This window comes from Nocardioides immobilis (genome assembly GCF_003515065.1).
Taxonomy (GTDB): Bacteria; Actinomycetota; Actinomycetes; order Propionibacteriales; family Nocardioidaceae; genus Nocardioides; species Nocardioides immobilis.
Genome location: NZ_QXGH01000024.1, coordinates 1 through 19,918 on the forward strand (window position 1 = coordinate 1; position 19,918 = coordinate 19,918).

Annotated in this window: 16 protein-coding genes; 4 read left to right on the forward strand and 12 right to left on the reverse strand. The window is 71.3% G+C overall.

All coding sequences use genetic code 11. The features are described 5' to 3' along the window. Positions 1-144: 144 nt before the first annotated feature. The 11 genes from D0Z08_RS19150 to D0Z08_RS19200 all read right to left on the reverse strand — a co-directional run bounded on the left by D0Z08_RS19150 (position 145) and on the right by D0Z08_RS19200 (position 13,491). Complete coding sequence (locus tag D0Z08_RS19150) at positions 145-444, reverse strand: transposase (protein ID WP_118926871.1); 300 nt, start codon at positions 442-444, stop codon at positions 145-147. A 6-nt stretch (positions 445-450) separates the two neighbouring features. Next, positions 451-663, reverse strand: a complete 213-nt coding sequence (locus D0Z08_RS19155; protein ID WP_118926872.1) for a hypothetical protein — start codon at positions 661-663, stop codon at positions 451-453. 412 nt (positions 664-1,075) lie between these two features. Beyond that, positions 1,076-1,720, reverse strand: coding sequence for a glutathione S-transferase family protein (locus D0Z08_RS19160; protein WP_118926873.1), 645 nt, complete (start codon positions 1,718-1,720; stop codon positions 1,076-1,078). 9 nt (positions 1,721-1,729) lie between these two features. Beyond that, positions 1,730-3,469 (reverse strand): Rieske 2Fe-2S domain-containing protein, encoded by a 1,740-nt coding sequence (locus tag D0Z08_RS19165; RefSeq protein ID WP_118926874.1) that lies wholly within the window; start codon positions 3,467-3,469, stop codon positions 1,730-1,732. A 5-nt stretch (positions 3,470-3,474) separates the two neighbouring features. Then, positions 3,475-4,344 carry an aromatic ring-hydroxylating oxygenase subunit alpha gene (locus tag D0Z08_RS19170; RefSeq protein ID WP_118926991.1) on the reverse strand — a complete coding sequence of 290 codons (870 nt, stop codon included), beginning with the start codon at positions 4,342-4,344 and terminating at the stop codon, positions 3,475-3,477. 164 nt (positions 4,345-4,508) lie between these two features. Continuing rightward, entirely contained in the window at positions 4,509-5,792 is a 1,284-nt protein-coding gene (locus D0Z08_RS19175; RefSeq protein WP_118926875.1) for a guanine deaminase, read from the reverse strand. Further along, entirely contained in the window at positions 5,789-6,643 is an 855-nt protein-coding gene (gene xdhC / locus D0Z08_RS19180) for a xanthine dehydrogenase accessory protein XdhC (protein ID WP_118926992.1), read from the reverse strand. The genes D0Z08_RS19175 and xdhC overlap by 4 nt, the downstream gene beginning before the upstream one ends. Positions 6,644-6,661: 18 nt before the next feature. Further along, complete coding sequence (gene xdhB, locus D0Z08_RS19185; protein WP_118926876.1) at positions 6,662-9,109, reverse strand: xanthine dehydrogenase molybdopterin binding subunit; 2,448 nt, start codon at positions 9,107-9,109, stop codon at positions 6,662-6,664. Further along, a complete protein-coding gene (locus D0Z08_RS19190) occupies positions 9,106-10,575 on the reverse strand; it encodes a xanthine dehydrogenase small subunit (protein ID WP_118926877.1) in 1,470 nt (489 codons plus the stop codon). Before D0Z08_RS19190 ends, xdhB begins: the two co-directional genes overlap by 4 nt. 28 nt (positions 10,576-10,603) lie before the next feature. Beyond that, positions 10,604-12,541: a 2-oxo-4-hydroxy-4-carboxy-5-ureidoimidazoline decarboxylase gene (gene uraD / locus D0Z08_RS19195; protein ID WP_118926878.1), complete on the reverse strand. Its 1,938-nt coding sequence runs from the start codon at positions 12,539-12,541 to the stop codon at positions 10,604-10,606. Between the two features lie 128 nt (positions 12,542-12,669). Beyond that, positions 12,670-13,491, reverse strand: coding sequence for a class II glutamine amidotransferase (locus D0Z08_RS19200; RefSeq protein WP_182481391.1), 822 nt, complete (start codon positions 13,489-13,491; stop codon positions 12,670-12,672). Positions 13,492-13,656: 165 nt separating this feature from the next. Between D0Z08_RS19200 and D0Z08_RS19205 the strand changes: the two genes are divergently transcribed. Beyond that, entirely contained in the window at positions 13,657-15,516 is a 1,860-nt protein-coding gene (locus D0Z08_RS19205; RefSeq protein ID WP_118926880.1) for an adenylate/guanylate cyclase domain-containing protein, read from the forward strand. Here D0Z08_RS19205 and D0Z08_RS19210 read toward each other — a convergent pair. Further along, on the reverse strand, positions 15,513-16,613 hold the full coding sequence (locus D0Z08_RS19210) for a heparan-alpha-glucosaminide N-acetyltransferase domain-containing protein (protein ID WP_118926881.1): 1,101 nt from the start codon (positions 16,611-16,613) through the stop codon (positions 15,513-15,515). The genes D0Z08_RS19205 and D0Z08_RS19210 overlap by 4 nt on opposite strands. A gap of 92 nt (positions 16,614-16,705) precedes the next feature. On the opposite strand from D0Z08_RS19210, the gene D0Z08_RS19215 reads away from it, so the two are divergent. From D0Z08_RS19215 to D0Z08_RS19225, 3 genes are all read left to right on the forward strand, one after another. Continuing rightward, positions 16,706-17,368 (forward strand): nitroreductase family protein, encoded by a 663-nt coding sequence (locus D0Z08_RS19215; protein WP_118926882.1) that lies wholly within the window; start codon positions 16,706-16,708, stop codon positions 17,366-17,368. Next, positions 17,365-17,880, forward strand: coding sequence for a VOC family protein (locus D0Z08_RS19220; protein ID WP_118926883.1), 516 nt, complete (start codon positions 17,365-17,367; stop codon positions 17,878-17,880). The genes D0Z08_RS19215 and D0Z08_RS19220 overlap by 4 nt, the downstream gene beginning before the upstream one ends. A 276-nt stretch (positions 17,881-18,156) precedes the next feature. After that, positions 18,157-19,893 (forward strand): S8 family peptidase, encoded by a 1,737-nt coding sequence (locus D0Z08_RS19225; RefSeq protein WP_118926884.1) that lies wholly within the window; start codon positions 18,157-18,159, stop codon positions 19,891-19,893. Positions 19,894-19,918: the final 25 nt, after the last annotated feature.

The window sequence follows — 19,918 nt, forward strand, 5'->3', positions numbered from 1 at the left end:
CGATCGGCTTGTTGGTCTCTTCGACGATCCGGACAGCTCCCTCACGGAACTCCCGGTCGTACTTCTTCCGCTTCTCTGGCATCTCGATCCTCATTGTCGATGCCTCTACGGTCCGGGGGGAACCTCAGATGAAGGTGGCCACGGCTACCGGCCCATCGCCTCGTCCACCCAGAGGGCCACCGAGCGCTTGAGCACATCACGCTGCATCCGCAGCTCGGTGTTCTCCTTCCGCAGCCGGGCCAGCTCAGCCCGCTCGGACTCGCTCACCTCTCCATTGCCCTCGCCGGCCTCAGCGCGGGCCTTGGCGCACCAGTTGCCCAGCGTCCCATCGTTGATGCCAAGATCTCGGGCCACCTGCGCGATCGGCTTCCCGGTCTCGATGACCAGCCGCACCGCGCCCTGCTTGAAGTCCTCGTCGTACTTCCGATAGTTCCTCGTCGTCATCGCCGCTCATCTCCTCAAAGGCGATGTCTCCACGCTACGAGGGGAAGCCCAGATCGAGGTGACCGCCTCGGTTTGCGCGGCCGGGGACATGAACACCGGCTGCACGTCCCGCACGCCCTTCAACGACTCCCGCGCGGCCGCGACCGCATCCACGATCGGGTGCAGGTCCTGCGGCTGGTCGGACATCGCGGGGTTCTCCTCGGCGGCGAGCACGGTCATCTTCTGCTCGCCCCGCCGGAGGCACCGATCCCGGTGCGGTGACGCCGATGGCGTCGCCGGTCGCAACTCGTTCTCCGGAGCCCGGGACCACTCGATGCGTCCCGCCTTCGAACCTACCGTTAATCGTACACCAGTTCGAGCCGATGGTAAAGGGAACGGGCCGGGAATCTGGCTTGGTTTCGAGGCTCGCTTGGCTCGCACCTCAACCAGCGACGGCACCCCGCCCCGTCGCACCTCGACCAGCACCTCGACAAGCTCGGCGGACATTCTCGCCCGCAGGCCGCCAGCCGACCGCAACCACCCGCCGTACCTCCGCGGCCGCAACCACAGCGAGCAGCCCAGGCCTCCCGAAACCCAGGCAGGGCCAGGGAACCGCGCCGCAACCAGCGACGGCGCGCTGGTCACGCCCTCCTCATGCCGCGACGGGGCCGGCCGGGAAGATGCCCGACATCGCGACGAAGCCGTCGATCCGCTTCACCCGGTCGGTCCAGCGACGCACCGCCGGGTAGTCGATCCGGGACACGCCCCCTTCCTCACTGAGCGCGACGTCCGGGAACGCCGCGAGGTCGGCGATGGTGGGGCGGTCCGTGGCACACAGCCAGTCGCGACCCTCCTGCTCACCGAACCAGAGATGCTCGTCGAGGACCCTCAGCAGCGTGTGCGCCCGGGACCGGGCCGCGTCGATGTCGGTGAGGTGGCCGAGGCTCTCGTGGAGTCGCGCGGCACCGGCCGAGCCGGCCAGTGCGCGCGAGAAACCCAGCCACAGCGTGACCTGACCGGCGAGCGCGGGGTCCCCGCCGGGGTACCACGATGCGGTGGGATCGTGGCGGGAGGCCAGGTACACGAGGATCGCCGGCGCGTCGTACAGCGTCGTCTCCTCCTCGCACAGCACCGGCAGCTGCTGCAGCGGGCTCAGCTCGGTGAACCACTCCGTCTCGTGCTCCCTGCCCGGGTAGAACTCGACGTCCACCCTCGAGTACTCGAGCCCGAGCACGGCCAGCGCGAGCCGCGCCTGGTAGCAGTCGGCGGACAGCTCGTAGTCGTAAAGCGTGATCATGGCGACCTCCTACAGGTCCAGGACGAGTCGTGGGGATGCGGAGCGGGAGACGCAGGTCATGATCGCCTCGCCGGAGGCCTTCTCGGCGTCGTTCAGGTACACGTCCTGGTGGATCGGCTCACCCTCGATCACCCGGGCGAGGCAGGTGCCGCAGGCTCCCTGCTCGCACGACGACGGCATCGCGACTCCGGCCTCGCGGACGGCCTCCAGGATGGTCTGCCCGGCCAGCACCTTGACGGTCAGGCAGGAGCGCGCGAGGGCGACCTCGAAACTGGATTCCTTGTCGATCTCCTGGGCGTTCTTGAAGTACTCGAAGTGCACCTTCTCGACCGGCCATCCGCACTGCGCCGCGACCTCCCGCGCCGCCTCGATCATCGGGCCGGGTCCGCAGAGGTACACCTGGCGCCCCGGCGCGTAGCCGGCAAGGATCTCGCCGAGCCGCGCCTTCGTCGCCGCGACATCCAGGCCGAGGTGGCGTCGGACCGACCCGCCGAGGGTGGCGAGACGGTCCCGGAAGGCCAGGTGGTCCTCGGTCTGGGCGAAGTAGTGCAGCTCGTGGTCGAGTCCGTGGTGCGCCAGCGTCTGCGCCATCGCCAGGAGCGGCGTCGCCCCGATGCCCCCGGCGACGAGCAGCGTGTGCTCGGCGTCCCTCCGGAGCGGAAAGTTGTTCCGCGGCTCGGAGACAGCGAGTACGTCGCCCTCCCGCACCACGTCGTGCAGGCAGGAGGATCCTCCTTGCGAGTCCGGCTCCCGCTTCACGCCGAGCACGTAGCGGTCGCCCTCGCCGGGAGCGTTGACGACGGAGTACTGCCGCACGCAGCCGTTCGGGAGGTGTACGTCGACGTGCGCGCCCGGTTGCGCGGCCGGCAGGTGCCCGGCGAGTGGCGCGAGCGCGAAGCCGGCCACGTCCGCGCCGGCCGGCCACTTGCGCTCCACGCGGACCCGCAGGCTCGCGGACCTGCCCGGGCGGCTCAGGGGCGGCAGCTCCGCGAGCTCCTCGGAGAGGAGCTCGAGCTCCGGCTCCTGCTGCTCAGCCTGGAGGGGGCCGAGATCCGACTCGACCCGGGCTCGGACCCGGTTCAGCGCCCGGTTGTGGAGGCGCAGCAGGTCGAGCGGCGGACGGTCCCTGTCGACCACGGCGACGCCGTGGAGCACGCCACGGACGACGCTCGTGGTGGCGTCCGACGGCTGCACGAGGATCGTGAGACCGGGTGCGGTCCCGCGGTCGAAGCGCAACAGCAGCTCCGCCTCGGCGGCCAGGCGCAGGTCCTCGCCCGCGTCGTACGAGCGGAGAGCGTCCACGACCTGGGCCGCCGGCGCCGCCACCGTGATCGGGCGGAGCGCGAGTGGGCGCCCGTCGTCGGGGAGGACGGGAAGATCCTCCGGACGGTCGAGCTCCAGCGTCGTCCAGACCAGACCGTGCCGCTCGACCACGGCGAACGTCCTGTTGCAGATGGTCCGCGCGGGGGCGTCGGCCGGGTGAGCGGGGATGTAGGTGCACTCCGCGGTGCGGTTGGAGTAGCGCCACCCGTGGTACTGGCACTTGAGCTCGCGACCGTCGTTGACGGCGATCGAGAGCCGGACGCCGCGGTGGAGGCAGCGGTTCTCCCACACGTTGACGTAGCCGTCGTCGGCCCGCCAGACCGCGAGCTCGCGCCCGAGCAGGCGACCCTGGAAGACGTGCCGGACGACGGCGTCACCGGACGAGGCGACGGGGTGCCAGGCGCGGCCGGGCTGGATGCTGGTCATCCGGATCACCTCCCCGCCGGGATCACGCCGTAGGTGATCCCCTTGCCGCTCAACCAGCGGCGATAGGCGACCGCGGACTTGTCCGCCCGGATCGGGGTCTCCGAACGGGGGTCGAGAGGCAGCCGCTTGGGGAACTGGTTCTCCAGGATCGGTTTGTCCTGGCCGAAGATCGACTGCTGGAAGTTGCGGATCTCCTTGTCCTCGTGCGCGGCATCGAGCACGGACAGGAGCAGGTGCGCGCGGACGTGCTCCTGGTCGACGGGCTGCAGGAAGACGGCGATCACGTCCTGCCGGTCGGGGTCGTCACCGCTGGTCTTGTAGAGCACGGAGCAGTACGGGTGCGGCACCCGGTAGACGTACTCGACCTCGGCGCCGTCCGCGGAGGAGGCCGAGGCCTTCGGCTGGAACATGCGGCACCGCGTGGCGCGCACCTCGTCGCGCTCGGCCGAGACGTCGACGCCGTACTCGACGACCTCGGTGTGCGGCTCGGAGCCGAGGACGTCGGTGTGGACGAACGGGAAGTGCGCCATGTCGAGGAAGTTCTCGATCGCGCGGGGCGCGGAGACGTGGACGCCGATCGTGCTGGCGTTCATGTTCCGGCGGTCGGGCTCGTCGTACTCCGGGATGCTGAAGAGGTCCTCCGGTGGGGTGCCGAGGGACGTCCAGAGGTAGCCGTAGCGGACGAGGGTCGGCAGCGGGTGCTGCGGAGCCCCCTGGCGCCAGGCGCGTGCTCCGCCATCGGGCGGCAGAGCGTAGGCGATCTGCTCCTCGAGCAGGGTGGTGGTGTGGTCCCGTCCGGGCGCGGTCTCCGCGATGGCGGCGAGCGGGTGCCAGAGGTTGAGGACGACGGGGTCGGTGCAGAGAAATGTAGGCATGACGGTCTCGATTTCTCGAAGCTGGCTGTGCATCGCCTGCCGGTCGGTGACCGGAAGCGTTCCGACGCGGGCACAGCAGAACGTCGGACGCTGGGTGTTCACCCCGGTGCGGGACCAGGCTTCCTTCGTGCTCCTCTCGGTAGGGGACAGGACGTTGATGCGGACTAGGGAGAGACGACCTCGCCGTCGACCCAGACGGTGTCGACGTCGGCGGTGGTGCCGAGGGTGAAGGCCTTGGCGAGGGCGTCCTCGGGTCCGGCGGCGTGGCGCAGGGCGACGTCGAGCGTCGTCCCGGCGCTGGGACGCAGCCACTGGGCGTCGAACCGCTTGCCGACGCCGAGGTCGCCGACCTCGGAGGAGAGCCCGAGCGCGCGGGCGCCGGCCGAGGTCGCGAGGTGGAGCAGGTGGGCCGGCACCAGCGGGTAGCCCTGCTCGCCGAGCAGCTGCTGCATGAAGTAGGCCTGCAGCCCCTCCTTGAGCAGCGAGAAGCCTGCGCCCGCGCCGACGTCGGACCCGAGCGCGACGGGGACGCCGTACGCGAGGTGCCGATCAAGGGGGAAGAGGCCGCTACCGAGCGAGGCATTGCTCGTCGGGCAGTGCGCCACGCTGGCGCCGCGCTCGGCGAGGACCTTCAGCTCCCCGTCGGTGGGGTGCACGTTGTGCGCGAGCACGCTGCGCGGTCCGACGAGATCGTGGTTGTCGTAGCTGTCGAGGTAGGTGTCGAGGCCGAACAGCTCCGCGACCGTGGCGATCTCGCGCCCGTTCTCGTTGATGTGCGAGGTGAAGTACGCGTCCTCGACGTCGCGCAGCAGTGACCGGCAGGAGTCGAGCAGGCCGTTGCCGCAGGACAGCGAGAACCGCGGGGTGACGGCGTACCGGTTCCGGCCCACCCCGTGCCAGCGCTCGGCGAGGGCGCGGCCCTCGTCGTACGCACGCTCGGGCGTCGTCAACAGCTCGTCGCGGAGCAGGCGGTCGCTGACGACCAGGCCGCTGGTGACGCGCAGGCCGACCCGCTGCGCCTCGGTGAACAGCAGGTCGACGGCGGCGGCGAAGTGGGAGCCGAACACCAGCGCCGTCGTCGTCCCGGCCTGCACGAGGCCGGAGAGGAACTCGCGGGCGACAGCAGCGGCGTACGTCGGGTCGGCGAGCCTGGCCTCCTCGGGAAGTGCGCAGCGCTCCAACCAGTCCAGCAGCGGCAGGCCGAGGCCGCCGATCGCGCGCACCTGGGGGAAGTGCACGTGGGTGTCGACGAACCCGGGCAGCAGCAGCCCGCCGCGGAGGTCGACGACGTCGTGGTCCGGGTGGGCGGCCTGGATCCGGTCGAACGCCCCCCGGTCGGCGATCATCCCGTCCCGGACGAGGATCCCGGCGTCGTCGTCGGCCCGCAGCGCCCCACCTGCGAAGGGGTCGTCCGGGGTGTCGAGGACCGTGGCCCGGTAGATCGTCATCGTGTGCTCTCCGCTGTGCTGGTGGTCTGGGTCCGGCCGGTCCGCCCGGCGCGCTCTGCCTGGAACATCTGCAGGAGCGCGGCGGCCACGCTGACCGCGATCGTCGCCGGCTCCTTGCCGCCGAGGTCGGGCAGGCCGATGGGGGTGGTGATCCGGGCGACGGCGTCGGGGGAGTGGCCCTCGTCCTCGAGCTTCCTGCGGAACCGCGTCCACTTGGCGGTGGAGCCGATCAGGCCGATGGACCCCAGGTGCGGGGTTCGGAGTGCGGCGTCGCACAGCGCAGCGTCCTCGGCGTGGTCGTGGGTCATCACGAGCACATGGGTGCCGGGCGGCAGCTCGGCGAGGACGAGCTCGGGCAGGACCGGCACCTGGTGCGGGTGCACCGTGGCGACGGCGTCGTCGAGGACAGCCAGGCGCTCGGGGGTCAGCTGGTCGGCCCGCGAGTCGACCAGGTGCAGCTCGAGGTCGTGGCGCGCCAGGATCCGTGCGAGCTCGATCCCGACGTGGCCCATCCCGAAGATCGCCACGGCGGGTACGACGGGCAGGGGCTCTAGCAACAGGGTCACCTCACCGCCGCAGCACTGGACGCCGTGCTGGAAGGGCGCCTTGTCCGACAGGGACAGCGTGACCAGCTCGGCCGTCGGGCTGGGGTCCTCCAGCAGCGCCCGAGCCCGCTCCTCGGCGACCGCCTCGAGGTTGCCCCCGCCGACGGTGCCCCAGCTGCGCTCCGCGCCGACGACCATCTTCGCGCCGGCCTCGCGGGGCGCGTGGCCGCGCACCGACGCGACGGTCACCAGCACTCCCGGCCGGCGGGTCTCGCGGAGCCGGCGTACCGCCTTCATCCACTCCATGGCCATCTCAGCTCCTGGTCAGGTCCTGCTCAGCTGGTGCTGCACACGCTCGGACTCGGGCTCGTACTCGTGGGCGTCCGCCGCGGGCTGGTCCGGTACGACGCCCGGCGACCCCTCCGCGACGTGGCCGTGCTCGACGCTGCGGCGTGCCTGCTGGACCGCCCACCAGACGGCCTCCGGGGTGGCCGGCGAGGCGAGGTCGACGCTGGTGCCGGCGGGGCCGAAGGCCGCGACCGCCTGGCGCAGCGCCTCCCGCACGGAGAAGGCCAGCATCAGTGGCGGCTCGCCGACCGCCTTGGACCCGTAGACCGCGCCCTCCTCGGGCGCGTGCTGCAGCAGGGCGACGTTGAACTCCGCCGGCATCTCCGAGAAGCTCGGCAGCTTGTAGGTGCTCGCCGCCTGGGTGAGCAGCCGGCCGCGGCCGGGTCCGTCGCTCTCGTCCCAGCGGAGGTCCTCCAGGGTCAGCCAGCCGGCGCCCTGCACGAACGCGCCCTCGACCTGGCCGATGTCGATCAGCGGAGACAGGCTCTCGCCGACGTCGTGCACGATGTCGACCCGACGGAGCGTGTTGGCGCCGGTGAAGCCGTCGACCTCGACCTCGCTGGCGGCGACGCCGTACGCGAAGTACTTGAACGGCTCGCCGTGCATCACCGAGGAGTCCCAGTGCAGGTCCTCGGTGCGGTAGAAGGCGGCCGCGAAGAGCTGCACCCGCTGGAAGTACGCCGCGTGGACGATCTCCTCCCACGAGACCCGCTCACCGGAGAACGCGACCGCGTGCACCTCGCCGTCGCTGAACCGCACGTCCGCGGGGCTCACGCCGAGCCGGGTCGCCGCGACCTGCGCGAGCCGTTCCCGGATCTGCTCGCAGGCGTTCTTGATCGCGGCACCGTTGAGGTCCGCGCCGGAGCTGGCCGCGGTCGCTGAGGTGTTGGGCACCTTGTCGGTCCGGGTCGGCGCCAGTCGCACCTTGGCCAGCGGTACGCCGAGCGCGGTGGCCGCCACCTGGGTCATCTTGGTGTGCAGGCCCTGCCCCATCTCGGTGCCGCCGTGGTTGATCAGCACGGACCCGTCCTTGTAGACGTGCACCAGCGCCCCCGCCTGGTTGAAGGCGGTGAGGTTGAAGGAGATCCCGAACTTCACCGGCGTGATCGCCAGCCCTCGCTTCGTGTGCGCGTGGGCGGCGTTGAAGCGCGCGATCTCCTGGGTGCGCGCCGCGAAGTCACCCGACGCCAGCACCTGCTCCCAGGCCGCGTGCAGCCGTTCCGGGTGCCCGACCGGCTGTCCGTACGGCGTCGTGTGTCCCGGTCGGTAGAGGTTGCGCGCCCGCAGCTCGTCGGGCTCGATCCCGAGCAGCGGGGCGCACCGGCCGAGGATGTCCTCGATGACGAGCATCCCCTGGGGTCCACCGAAGCCGCGGAACGCGGTCTGCGACGTCTTGTGGGTCTTGGCCACCCGCCCGTTCGCGCGGACGTTGGGGATCCAGTAGGAGTTGTCGAGGTGGCACAGGGCCCGCGCCAGCACCGGCTCGGACAGGTCCAGGCTCCAGCCGCCGTCGGAGGTGAGGGTGGCGTCGAGGGCCTGGAACCGTCCGTCCGCGTCGAAGCCGACCCGCCACCGCGCGTGGAAGCCGTGACGCTTGCCCGACATCGTCATGTCCTGGGTGCGGTTCAGCCGGAGCCGGACCGGCCGACCGGTGAGGGTCGCCCCCAGCGCGGCGATCGCGGCGTACCCGTGCGGCTGCATCTCCTTGCCGCCGAACGCGCCGCCCATCCGCAGGCACTGCACCGTCACCTCGTGACTGTGGAGTCCGAGGACGTGAGCGACGATCTCCTGGGTCTCGCTCGGGTGCTGGGTGCTGCACTGCACGAAGACCTGGCCGTTCTCGTCGACCTGCGCCAGCGAGCAGTGCGTCTCCAGGTAGAAGTGCTCCTGGCCGGAGAACTCGAACTCGCCGCTGAACACGTGCTCAGCGGCGTCGAACGCCGACCCGACGTCGCCTCGCTCCAGGTGCGGCTGTCCGCCCTGGAAGCTGTCGGCCTCGATCGCCTCGCGGACGGTGACCAACGACGGCAGCGGCTCGTAGTCGACGTCGACCGCGGCCGCGCCGAGCCGGGCGGCCTCGAGGGTCTCGGCCAGCACCCAGCACACGGCGTGGCCGTGGAACATGACCTCGTCGGGGAACAGCGGCTCGTCGTGCTTGACGCCGGCGTCGTTGACGCCGGGCACGTCCGCCGCGGTGAGCACCCGGACCACGCCGGGCACGTCGTAGGCGGGCTCGGTGCGCAGCGCGGTGATCCGGGCGTGCGCGTGCGGCGCCTGGACCGGGTGGGCGTGCAGCACGCGGTGGCTGCGCAGGACGAGGTCGTCGGTGTAGAGCGCCTCGCCGGTGACGTGACCCGCCGCGCTCTCGTGGGGCATCGACAGTCCGACGACCGGGTTGGCGGGGCGTTCGGAGAGGGCGCTCATGCCGGCACCTCCTGGGGACTCGGGCTCTCCGCGTAGAGCTTGAGGAGGAACTGGCCCAGCATCGCGGCGCGGTACGCCGAGCTGGCCCGGTGGTCGTCGAGCGGAGTCCCTTCCCGGGACATGACCTCCGCGGCCCGCCGTACGACGTCGTCCCGCCAGGGCTGGCCGGTGAGCGCCTCCTCGGTCCGCAGCGCCCGGATCGGCGTGGCGGCGATGCCTCCGAGACCGATCCGCGCCCGCCGTACGACGCCGTCCTCGACATCGAGGGCGAACCCGACCGCAACGCTGGAGATGTCGTCGAAGCGGCGCTTGGCGATCTTGTGGAAGGCGGTGAGCCGGGCGAGGGGGAGGGGGACCCGGACCGCGCGGATGATCTCGCCGGTCTGCCGGACGCTCTGGCGGTAGCCCGTGAAGTAGTCCGCCAGTGCCACCTGCCGCTCACCGTCTGCCGACGCCAGGACGACCACTGCATCGAGCGCCAGCAGGGCGGGAGGTGTGTCGCCGATGGGTGAGCCGGTGCCGAGGTTGCCGCCGAGGGTCGCGCCGTTGCGGATCAGCCGGGAGGCGAACTGAGGGAACATCTGGTCCAGGAGCGGCACGCGCCCGTCGAGCCGGCGCTCGACCTCGGTCAGGCTGAGCGCGGCGCCGATCTCGACGTGCTCGTCGGTGACCTCGAAGGTCCGCAGCTCGGGCAGCCGGTCGATCGCGACGGTCAGCGGCGCGCGGGTGCCGCGCAGGTTGACCTCGACGCCCCAGTCGGTCGAGCCGGCGACCAATGCTGCGTCCGGTCGCTCCGCCAGCAGCGCGAAGGTCTCGGTCAGGTCGACCGGCCGGACGAACGCGGCGTCGTCGACCACCACCCGCGTGGCCCGGGGCGCCGGCGGCGCCTGGTCGGCGCGGGCGGCGTACGGGTCGTCCTGCCCCGGCTCGCCGAGCGCGTACGCGGCGTCCCGGATCGGCCGGTAGCCGGTGCAGCGGCACAGGTTCCCGCTGAGGGCGTGCAGGTCGAACCCGTTCGGGCCGTGCTCCCCGTCGTGATGGTCGCCGCCGCTCGCGGCCCCGGGATCGCCGTTGTGGGCGCAGCGGCCGGGCCGGTAGTACTCCGCGGCCATGCTGCACACGAATCCAGGGGTGCAGTAGCCGCACTGCGAGCCGCCGCGGACCGCCATCTCCCGCTGCACGGGGTGCAGGTCCTTGGCCGTCCCGAGTCCCTCGGCGGTCATGACCTCCTGGCCGTCCAGGGATGCGGCCGGCATCAGGCACGCGTTGAGCGGGGTCCACTCGGTCGGGGTCGTGATCCCCGGCCGGGCGACGAGGACGGAGCAGGCTCCGCACTCGCCCTCGGCGCATCCCTCCTTGGCCCCGGTGAGGCCCTCGCCGCGCAGCCAGTCGAGCGCGGACGTGTGGGGCGCGACCGCGTCGAGCGGGACGGTCCTCCCGTTGACGGTGACGCTCGGTGACTCCATGGCGGTGACTTCCTCTCGGGACGGCCGGTCAGCGCTTGCCGACCGGCCGGGTCCGGGCGGAGTGGATCGGGTTGGCCTCGGCGAGGAAGTCGTCGAAGCGGTGCCCGGCGATCTTGGCGATCTCCAGCAGGGAGGCGGCGTGCTCCTGGTTCTCGCAGTTCGCCAGCCGGGTACGGCCCTCGTCGACGATCTTGTCGAAGGAGTCGGCGTCGCGGACGCAGATCACCAGCGGGAAGCCGAACCGGTCACGGTAGGCCTCGGTGAGCTCGGCGAGCTCCTCCTGCTCGACGTCGCCGAGCCGGTGCAGACCGCGGGCCGACTGGTCGCGCAGCGACTCCTCACCGGTGAGCCCCTCGGCCACGACGGCCGAGCCGAGCTGCGGGTAGGCCTCGATGAGCTGGCGCTGCTCCTCCCGGGAGGCGCTGAACAGGGCCTCCTGGAACGACCGCCGCAGGTGGTGGGTGTCGCGGAACGGGCGCTGGTCGTAGGCACGCTCGACCACCCAGCGCGGTCCCTGGAACAGGCCGGCGAAGGTCTCCACGAACTGCTCGCGGCTCATCTTGTTGACCTGGTCCAGGCGGACCGAGTCGCCGGGCTGTCCCGCGACCGCGGGGCCGAAGTCCTTGCCGACGTGGTGGAAGACGAAGTTGAGCACGATCGCGGTCAGGCTGCCGAGGGTGATGCCGCTGCCGAAGATGATCTCGGCCCAGTCCGGCACCGCCTGGGCGACCTGCGGCTGTGCGGTGACGTACATCGCCAGCCCGACGCTGGTCGCCACGATCACGACGTTGCGGTGGTCGTTGAAGTCCACCCGCGAGAGGGTCTGGAACCCGACGACGGCGACGGTGGCGAACATCGCCAGCGCGGCACCACCGAGCACCGGGTGGGGGATCCCGGCGACGATCGCACCCGCCTTGGGGATCAGCCCGAGCAGGATCATGAACACGCCGGCGGCGGCGATGACGTACCGGCTCTTGATCCGGGTCAACCGCACCAGCCCGACGTTCTCGGCGAAGCAGGTGTAGGGGAAGGAGTTGAAGACGCCGCCGATCGTGGTGGCGAGACCGTCGGCGCGCAGCGCCCGGGCGATGTCCTCGCGGCCGACGCGCTTCTCCACGATCTCGCCCGTCGCGAACACGTCGCCGGTGGTCTCGACCGCGGTGATCAGCATGACGACGGACATCGAGACGATCGCGGCCAGCGAGAACTGCGGCCAGCCGAAGTGGAACGGCGTGGTCGCGCCGACCCAGCCGGAGCCTCCGACGGCGTCGAAGTGGGCGTCGCCCAGGGCCCAGGCGACCAGGGTGCCGGCGACGAGCCCGACCAGTACGGCGACCGTGGCCATGAAGCCCTTGAACACGCGCTGGATCACGACGATCAACGCGAGCGTGCCCATCGCGTAGGCGAGGTTCTTGCCGCTGGTGGGATCCAGGGCGGGTCCGCCTCCGCCGGCGGCGTCCATCGCGGCGACCGGGAGCAGGGCGATGCCGATGATCGTGATCACCGAGCCGGTCACGACCGGCGGGAAGAACCTGATCAGCTTGCTGAAGAACGGGGCGATCAGGAAGGTCAGCAGACCCGCGACGATCACGGCGCCGTAGATGGTGAGGAGGCCGTCGGTCCCGCCGCCCGCCGCTGCGCCGATCGCGATCATCGGGGAGACCGCGGTGAAGGTGACGCCCTGGAGCAGCGGCAGCCGGACGCCGACCTTCCAGAAGCCGACGCTCTGGATGATCGAGGCGATGCCGCAGGTGAAGAGGTCGGCGTTGATCAGGTGGATCAGCTGCTCGTCGGACAGGCCGATCGCGTTGCCGAGGAGGATCGGCACGATCACGGCTCCGGCGTAGAACGCCAGCACGTGCTGGGCGCCGTACACCGCCAGCTTGTGGACCGGCAGCACCTCGTCCACGGGGTGCTGGGCGCGGCGGGCCGGCGATCCGTCGGTTGCCTTGTTCCTGGATTTCATGGGGCACCTTCTCGGGGCGAGGGGCATCAGCCTGTGACGAGAGATTTCCGCCTAGCGGAAACTGGATTACTTATCGTGGAAGATTATGTGGCGCGCGTCACCAATGTCAACAGTTTGTTGATATCGGGTTACGGGCGAGTCCGTCCACGCTCGGCTGCCCACCCGTCCAGGCGGGTGGCCTCGAGCGTGGCGAGGTCGACCATGGCCGCGGTGTCCTCGGGGACCGGCGTCCAGCCCTCCGCGTCGATGCCGCTGGAGATGATGTGGGCGGTGTCCGTGGTGAGCCGGTAGTCCATCGCGAAGTACTCGTCGGTGTGGCGGTAGGGGATCTCGTCCTCGGAGGTGAACAGCTCGCGGATCCCCTTGACCGGCGCCGGAGCGTGGCTGTTGATGTGGACGCCGTACATGTGGGTCGGGGTCATCAGGAGCGAGTTCAGGCTGGCCTCGGGGAACTCGCTGGTCAGTACACCGAGCGCCTGCTGGAGCCCGTCGGTGTCGTCGCCGGTCTCGGCGATGCACTGCAGGACGAAGCGGAAGTACCGCTCACTGTCGGTGTCGCCACGCAGCGCCCCCCGAGCGTCCCGGGTGAGCAGCCCCTCGAGCCGTTCGACGGGAGCGATGTGCCCGTTGTGAGCGAAGGCGTAGCCGCCCTCCACGAACGGATGGGTGTTGTCCGGCGTCACCGGTAGGCCCGGGCTCGCCCACCGGAGATGCACGATGCCGGCACGGCCGAGCGGCTCCCGGGCAAGCCGGGAGTACGTCGGGTCGTGGATGGCCGATTCGGCCGAGATCGTGCTGCGGATGGTGCCGGAGTCCGGATCGAGCCACGCCATGCCCCAGCCGTCGCCGTGCAGGGCGGTGAGGGCGGTGAACGCGTCGAAGTCCTCCTGTCCGAGCACCTCGACCACCGAGGTCGGACGGCGGCCGACAAAGCCGAGCAGACGACACACACCGGGTCCTTCGTGATGGCTTCCGAGCCGACTCGCGGCCCTTGTCCAGAATCCCGCGCACGATGTGCGCTGGCAACCCGCGCCTAGCGGCGCAGATCCTCGTCCGCGCCGCACGGGTGGATCGACCCACTCGCCGTGCGGGGCGCGCGTTGGGATACTGCGGCCATGTCATCGCGGTCGCTGCCGACCCGTCAGCTGGCGACCGTGCTCTTCACCGACGTCGTCGACTCGACGAGACAGCTCGCACAGAGCGGGGACCAGGTCTGGGCCCGGCTGCTCGACGCCCTCGACGCCGTGAGCCGTTCCGAGGTACGGCGACGCGGCGGCGAGCTGGTCAAGTCCACGGGGGACGGGGCGCTGATGCTGCTGCCGAGCCCCACCGCGGCGATCGAGTGCGCGACCGCCCTGCATGCCGCCGCCGGTCAGCTCGGCGTGACGCTCCGGATCGGGGCGCACACCGGCGAGGTGGAGCGTCGCGGGCTCGACGTCGCGGGGATGGCCGTGCATGTGGCAGCGCGACTGATGGGATCGGCCGGGTCGGGAGAGACCGTGGTCTCGGCCACGGTGCAGGCGCTCGCCTCCCCGGCCGCCGAGACGTACGACGACCGCGGCGAGCTGAGCCTCAAGGGGGTCCCGGTCCCGGTCCATGCGTTCGCCATCCGGCAAGCCTCGCCGCCGCCGGTCGCGTCCGCCCCTCTGCCCGTGGGCGACGACAGGGACGCCGTCACCCGCCTGCTGCGCGAGCGCCGCTACGAGGAGGCTGCCGAGATCGCTCCCGAGGTCGACGCAGCCACCTTGGCCGAGGCCCTCCTCGCCGCGGGCGGCCGGGTGGAGTTCCTCGATGTCGACATCACGCTGGTCCGGATGCTGCAGGACGTCCTGGACCGCCTCCCTGCCGACGACGCCGTCACGCGCTCGCGGACGGCTGCCAAGCTCGCCTTCGAGCTGCGCGGCGATCCGTCCACGGCCCAGGACCGGCGTGACCTGCTCGACCTGGCCACCCAGCTTGCGGAGTCGGCGGGCGATGCGCAGGCCGCGTCCGAAGCCCTCCTGGCCACGGTCAACTCCCTCTGGGAGCCGACAGGTGCGTTGGACCGGCTGAGTGCGGCGGAGCGCGTCATCACCCTCACCCGGCGGACCAACGACGTCGACCACGAGCTGGAGGCCCGTCTCGCCCGCCTCCATGCGCTCGTGGAGGTGTGGCGCATCCACGACGCCGGGCTCGAGCTCGCGACGTACGCGAGGCTGGCGGCCCGGCTCGATCGACCCGAGCTGAACGTCTTCGTGGCGTCGCGGCGCGGGATGCTGGCGCAGATCAGCGGCCGGTACGACGAGCAGGCCCGCCAGGGCGAGATCGCGTACACGAACGCGGTCGCTGCCGGCATGCCTGACGCGGAGCGGCTGCGCATGTCGCACCTGTTCCCGATCGAGCGGGACTGCGGGACCGGGCCGGACCTGTTCGAGGCCGGCCTGGAGATGCTCAGGGAGCTCACGGGCATCATGCCGGGCAACTTCTACGAGGCCGATGTCGCCTGGGTGCTACTGACCCTCGGGCGCCGGGACGAGGCACGCACCGAGCTGGCCCGGGCCCTCCCGCCGCTGTTGACGTCGTCGGGCTACCGCTGGTTGTTCTCGGCCGTCCTGGCCGCGGAGACGACCGCGGAGGTCGGCTCGGCGGAGGCCTGTCAGCGGCTGTACGACGCCTTGCTCCCGCATCAGGATCTCCTGGCGTGCGTCGGACCGACCTTCGGAGGCGGCGTGGGCGAGCGGCTCGGCCTCCTCGCTCTGCGCCTCGGGCGGACCGACGAGGCCCTGGAGCGGCTGGCGCGCGCCGTCGGCGACTTCGACGAGATCGCCGCTCTGCCGTGGGCGACCCGCGCGCGGGTCCACCTCGCCTCCGCCCTGCGGTCGGCGGGTGACATCGAAGGAGCCGACAGCCGGCTCGCGGAGGCCAAGGACACGGCTCGGGCGCTCGGGATGGCGAGGATGCTCGCCCAGATCGAGGCCGAGGACGGCGGTCGCTAGTCTGCGGCGCTCGACCTGAGCGCGCGACGCGGAAGGCCGACGACGTACTCCAGCGGTCCGCGTCGGCCCCAGGTGACGAAAGCCGCGCCGACCGCCAGAAGCACCAGGATGTGCCAGCCGTAGGCCCGCGGATCGTCCGGCGGCCACACGTCCGGCGTGCGCAGGACGACGTGCAGGCTGTAGAGGGTGAGCGTCATCGTGCCGGCGCCGAACAGGACGGCGAGGAAGCTCACGCCACCCGCGGGTAGCGCGCGCTCGAGGAGCAGGCAGGTCGCGATCACCAGCAGCGCGCTTCCGATGGTCTGCGCGAGGTCGAACGGCGTCGCACTGTGCGGGGCGACCAGCAGCAGCCACGACCAGTCGCCGTCGGCGGGCGGGGTTCCGAACATCCCGCGGGCGTACCTGTTGCTGACCGCGGGGTCGGTCACCGCGCGCGAGACCTGGGTCGCGAGGATCGCGAGTGCCAGACCCCCGACGGCGAGGGCGACGAGCAGGCGGCGGTCCCGCAGGTCGCAGCGACCGAGGGCCATGCCCGCCAGCAGGTAGGCGAGCCACGGGATCGCCGGGTAGTAGCCGGTGAGCAGCAGCTCACTCGCCAGCTGCCAGGGATCGCCGAGCTGGTCGAAGGCGGGGCTTGCGAAGCCGCGATCGGGAAGCTCCGGACGCACGAGGTGGGAGACGATCGGAGCCAGCACGACCCACGCGGTGGCGAAGAGCGCGAGAGTGCGGGCGCGCAGGCCGACGAACGGCAGTCCGAGCAGGAACAGCACGCCGTAGTAGGTGAGGATGATCGCGAGACCGCTGTCCGGCACAGCGAGCAGGAGGCCGAGCGCGGCGATCAACAGCGCCCGGATGGCGAGTCCCGCGGATGCCAGCATCCGGTCCCGGCCATGGAGCGGGTCGCGCCTCCCGGTCATCAGCGCGAGGCTGACCCCGGCGAGGACGGCGAACAGTGCCGACGCCCGACCGCCGGCCAGCCACTGGTTGAAGGACAGGTCGCCCTCGGGCGTGAAGTCGAGGAGGACGTGCGTGGCGACCATCCCCAGGAGAGCGACGCAGCGGGCGACGTCGAGTCCCACCAGCCGATCGCGCGCCATCCCGGCACTCTGGCACGGTCGCCTTGCTCGGATAAGTCCACGGCGATCCGCCGGCTCGATACTCTGCGGCGACCGACCGCGGGAGGACGCACATGGACCTGTACGAGGTGATGCGGACGACGTCCGCCGTACGCGAGTTCACCGACGAGCCGCTACCGGACGACGTGCTCCGCACGATCCTGGACAACGCGCGGTTCGCACCGAGCGGCGGCAACCGTCAGGGCACCCAGGTCCTCGTCGTGCGCGACCTGGGGGCGAGACGGAGGCTGGCGGAGCTGACGATCCCGGGAGCGCGCCGCTACACCGCGCAGCGGGAGGCGGGGGAGGGACCGTGGAACCCGGTCATCCCGACCCGGCTGTCGGACGACGAGATCGCGGCGACCGACGTACCGGACTACTGGACGACCCCGCTCCTCGAGGCGGCGGTGGTCCTGGTCGTGTGCGTCGACCTGCGGGTGGTCGCCGCGGTGGACCAGGCCCTGGAGCGCGTCGGCATCGTCGGGGGAGCCTCGGTCTACCCGCTGGTGTGGAACATCCTGCTGGCGGCCCGGCACGAGGGCTTCGGCGGGACGATCACGACGATGGCGATCGCGGAGGAGCCGCGGGTCCGCGCGCTCTTCGGCATCCCCGAGGAGTACGCCGTCGCCTGCGTCGTGCCGCTCGGCAAGCCGGTTCGCCAGCTCACCAAGCTGTCCCGCGTTAGTGTCGAGGACCTGACCCGACGCGAGAACTGGGAAGGTGGGCCGCTGTCGTGACGAGTGGCTCGGACAAGCCGGAGATCGACCTGGCGGCGATCGACGCCGAGCGCGAGCGGATCCGGGCGACGTACCTGAAGCCGGCCGAGACGCGGCCACGCTCCACGGCCCGCGGGCTGCACCACTTCGCGATCGTGGCGCGCGACGTCGAGGAGACGGTGCGGTTCTACCAGGACGTGCTCGGGTTCCCGTTGACGGACATCTTCGAGAACCGTGACTACCAGGGCTCGAACCACTTCTTCTTCGACATCGGCAACGACAACCTGATCGCCTTCTTCGACTTCCCGGGCCTGGACGTCGGCCCGTACGCCGAGGTGATGGGCGGGCTCCACCACATCGCCATCTCGGTCGAGCCGGAGAAGTGGGAGCGCCTCAAGGCGAACCTCGACGAGGCGGGCGTCGACTACCAGAGCGAGAGCGGCACCTCGATCTACTTCCGGGACCCCAACGGTGCCCGGCTCGAGCTGATCGCCGACCCGTTGGGGGAAATGTACGGCACGAAGGTGCTGTAGCCAGGACGCTCGGGTTTCCCGCACCTCCGAGCGAGCGGCCACCGCCAAGGAGGAAGGGCGCGACCTGATCGTGTTCGACCTACAGGGGTGATCCGTCGGGGTGATCCGGCGGGGACCGATCGGACAGTTTTCGTCAACTGAGCCCGAGCGGGATCCGACTTGCATCACACTGACCTCGAGGGAGCTTCAGTGACCCAGCACTGAGGCGTGTGGTGCCAGCACATCAGCCATCGCTGATGACCGTTGCGTGCCCGGGGAAAGAGGGGGAGTCCGAGCATGCGTTCTCGCTCGCATCGCGTCAGGTCGGCGGCACCCGCGCTTCTGGCGGCCGTGCTGTCGCTGGTGGCTGCGCCCATGCTGGGAGGGCCGGCCCCTGCCGCCCCCTCCGGCGCGTCCGCTGCGGAGACGGGAACGCACACGGTGCTCGTCACCGGGTCGCGCCCCGACGTACGCGAGGCCAGGGACCTGGCCTCCGACACCGCCGGCTACCAGAACCTCCCGATCATCGGCGGCTTCGCCGCCGACCTCACCAGCCAGCAGGTCGACGCCCTCGAGGCCTCGGGACTGCAGGTCTCCGAGAACGCCAAGGTCACCGTGACCGACGCGGACTGGGGAGCCGGCAGCCACGAGGCTTCCGCCGTGTACCCGCAGGTCGACGGCGCCCCGAGCGCGTGGGCGAGCGGGCTCGACGGCAGGAACGTCGGCGTGGCCGTGGTCGACACCGGCATCAGCAACACCGGCGACCTCGCCGGCAGGGTCATCGACGGATTCGACTTCTCCGGCGAGGGCAGCTACACGACCGACAGCTTCGGCCACGGCACCTTCGTCGCCGGCATCATCGCCGGCTCGGGCAACGCCTCCAACGGTGCGGTCAAGGGCGTCGCGCCGGGGGTCAACCTCGTCTCCCTCAAGGTCGCGGGCGCCGACGGCTCCAGCGACGTCATCCGCGTCATCTCGGCGATCCAGTGGGCGGTCAACCACGCCGTCAAGGACAACATCCGGGTCCTGAACCTCTCCCTCGGCACCGACTCCACCCAGAGCTGGACGATCGACCCGCTCAACGCCGCGGTCGAGGGTGCGTGGCGCGCCGGCATGGTGGTCACGGTCGCTGCGGGCAACGCCGGCGCGAGCGGGATCACGAAGCCCGGTGACGACCCGTACGTCATCACGGTCGGCTCGACCGACGACGCGACCACGGTCGACTCCGGCGACGACACCGTCGCCTCCTTCTCGTCGACCGGCCCGACCTCCGCCGGTGTCGCGAAGCCTGACCTGGTCGCCCCCGGCGCCCACCTGGTCTCCACCCGCGCGCTCGGGTCGGCGGCGGACACCGAGTTCCCCGCGTCGCGGGTCGACCCGATCTACTTCCGCGGATCCGGCACCTCGTTCTCGGCGCCGCAGGTCTCCGCCGCGGCCGCCCTGCTGCTGCAGCAGCGCCCAGGCCTGACGAACAACCAGGTCAAGGGCCTGCTGACCACCACCGCGTCCCCGCTGCCGGGCGTCGCGGCCACGGCCCAGGGGGCCGGCGCGCTCGACATCCGGGCGCTGCTCGCCGCTCCCACCGGCCCCGTCGCGAACCAGGGTCTGGGACGCTCCGACGGATCCGGGTCGCCGTTCAAGTCCGAGGGCTCGCTGGTCCACGCCGGTGGTCCGCCCCGCGACACCGTGGCGTGGAACTCCGCGGCGTGGAACAGCGCCGCATGGAACTCCGCGGCCTGGAACAGCGCGGCGTGGAACTCCGCGGCGTGGAACAGCGCGGCGTGGAACTCGGCGCCCTGGGGTGCCGACACCGACACGCAGTCCGCGGCTTGGAACGCGTACAGGTGGTCGAGCGCTGCCTGGAACGGCTACGACTGGCACTCGGCCGCGTGGAACAGCGCCGCCTGGAACTCGGCGGCCTGGAACTCGACCGCGTGGAGCAGCGCTGCTTGGAACTCGGCAGCCTGGAACTCGGCAGCGTGGAACGCGGGTGGCTGGGCATCGACCGGGTTCTGGTCGGCGGCCTGGAACTGACCGGCGGCGGATCCGACGCACGCCA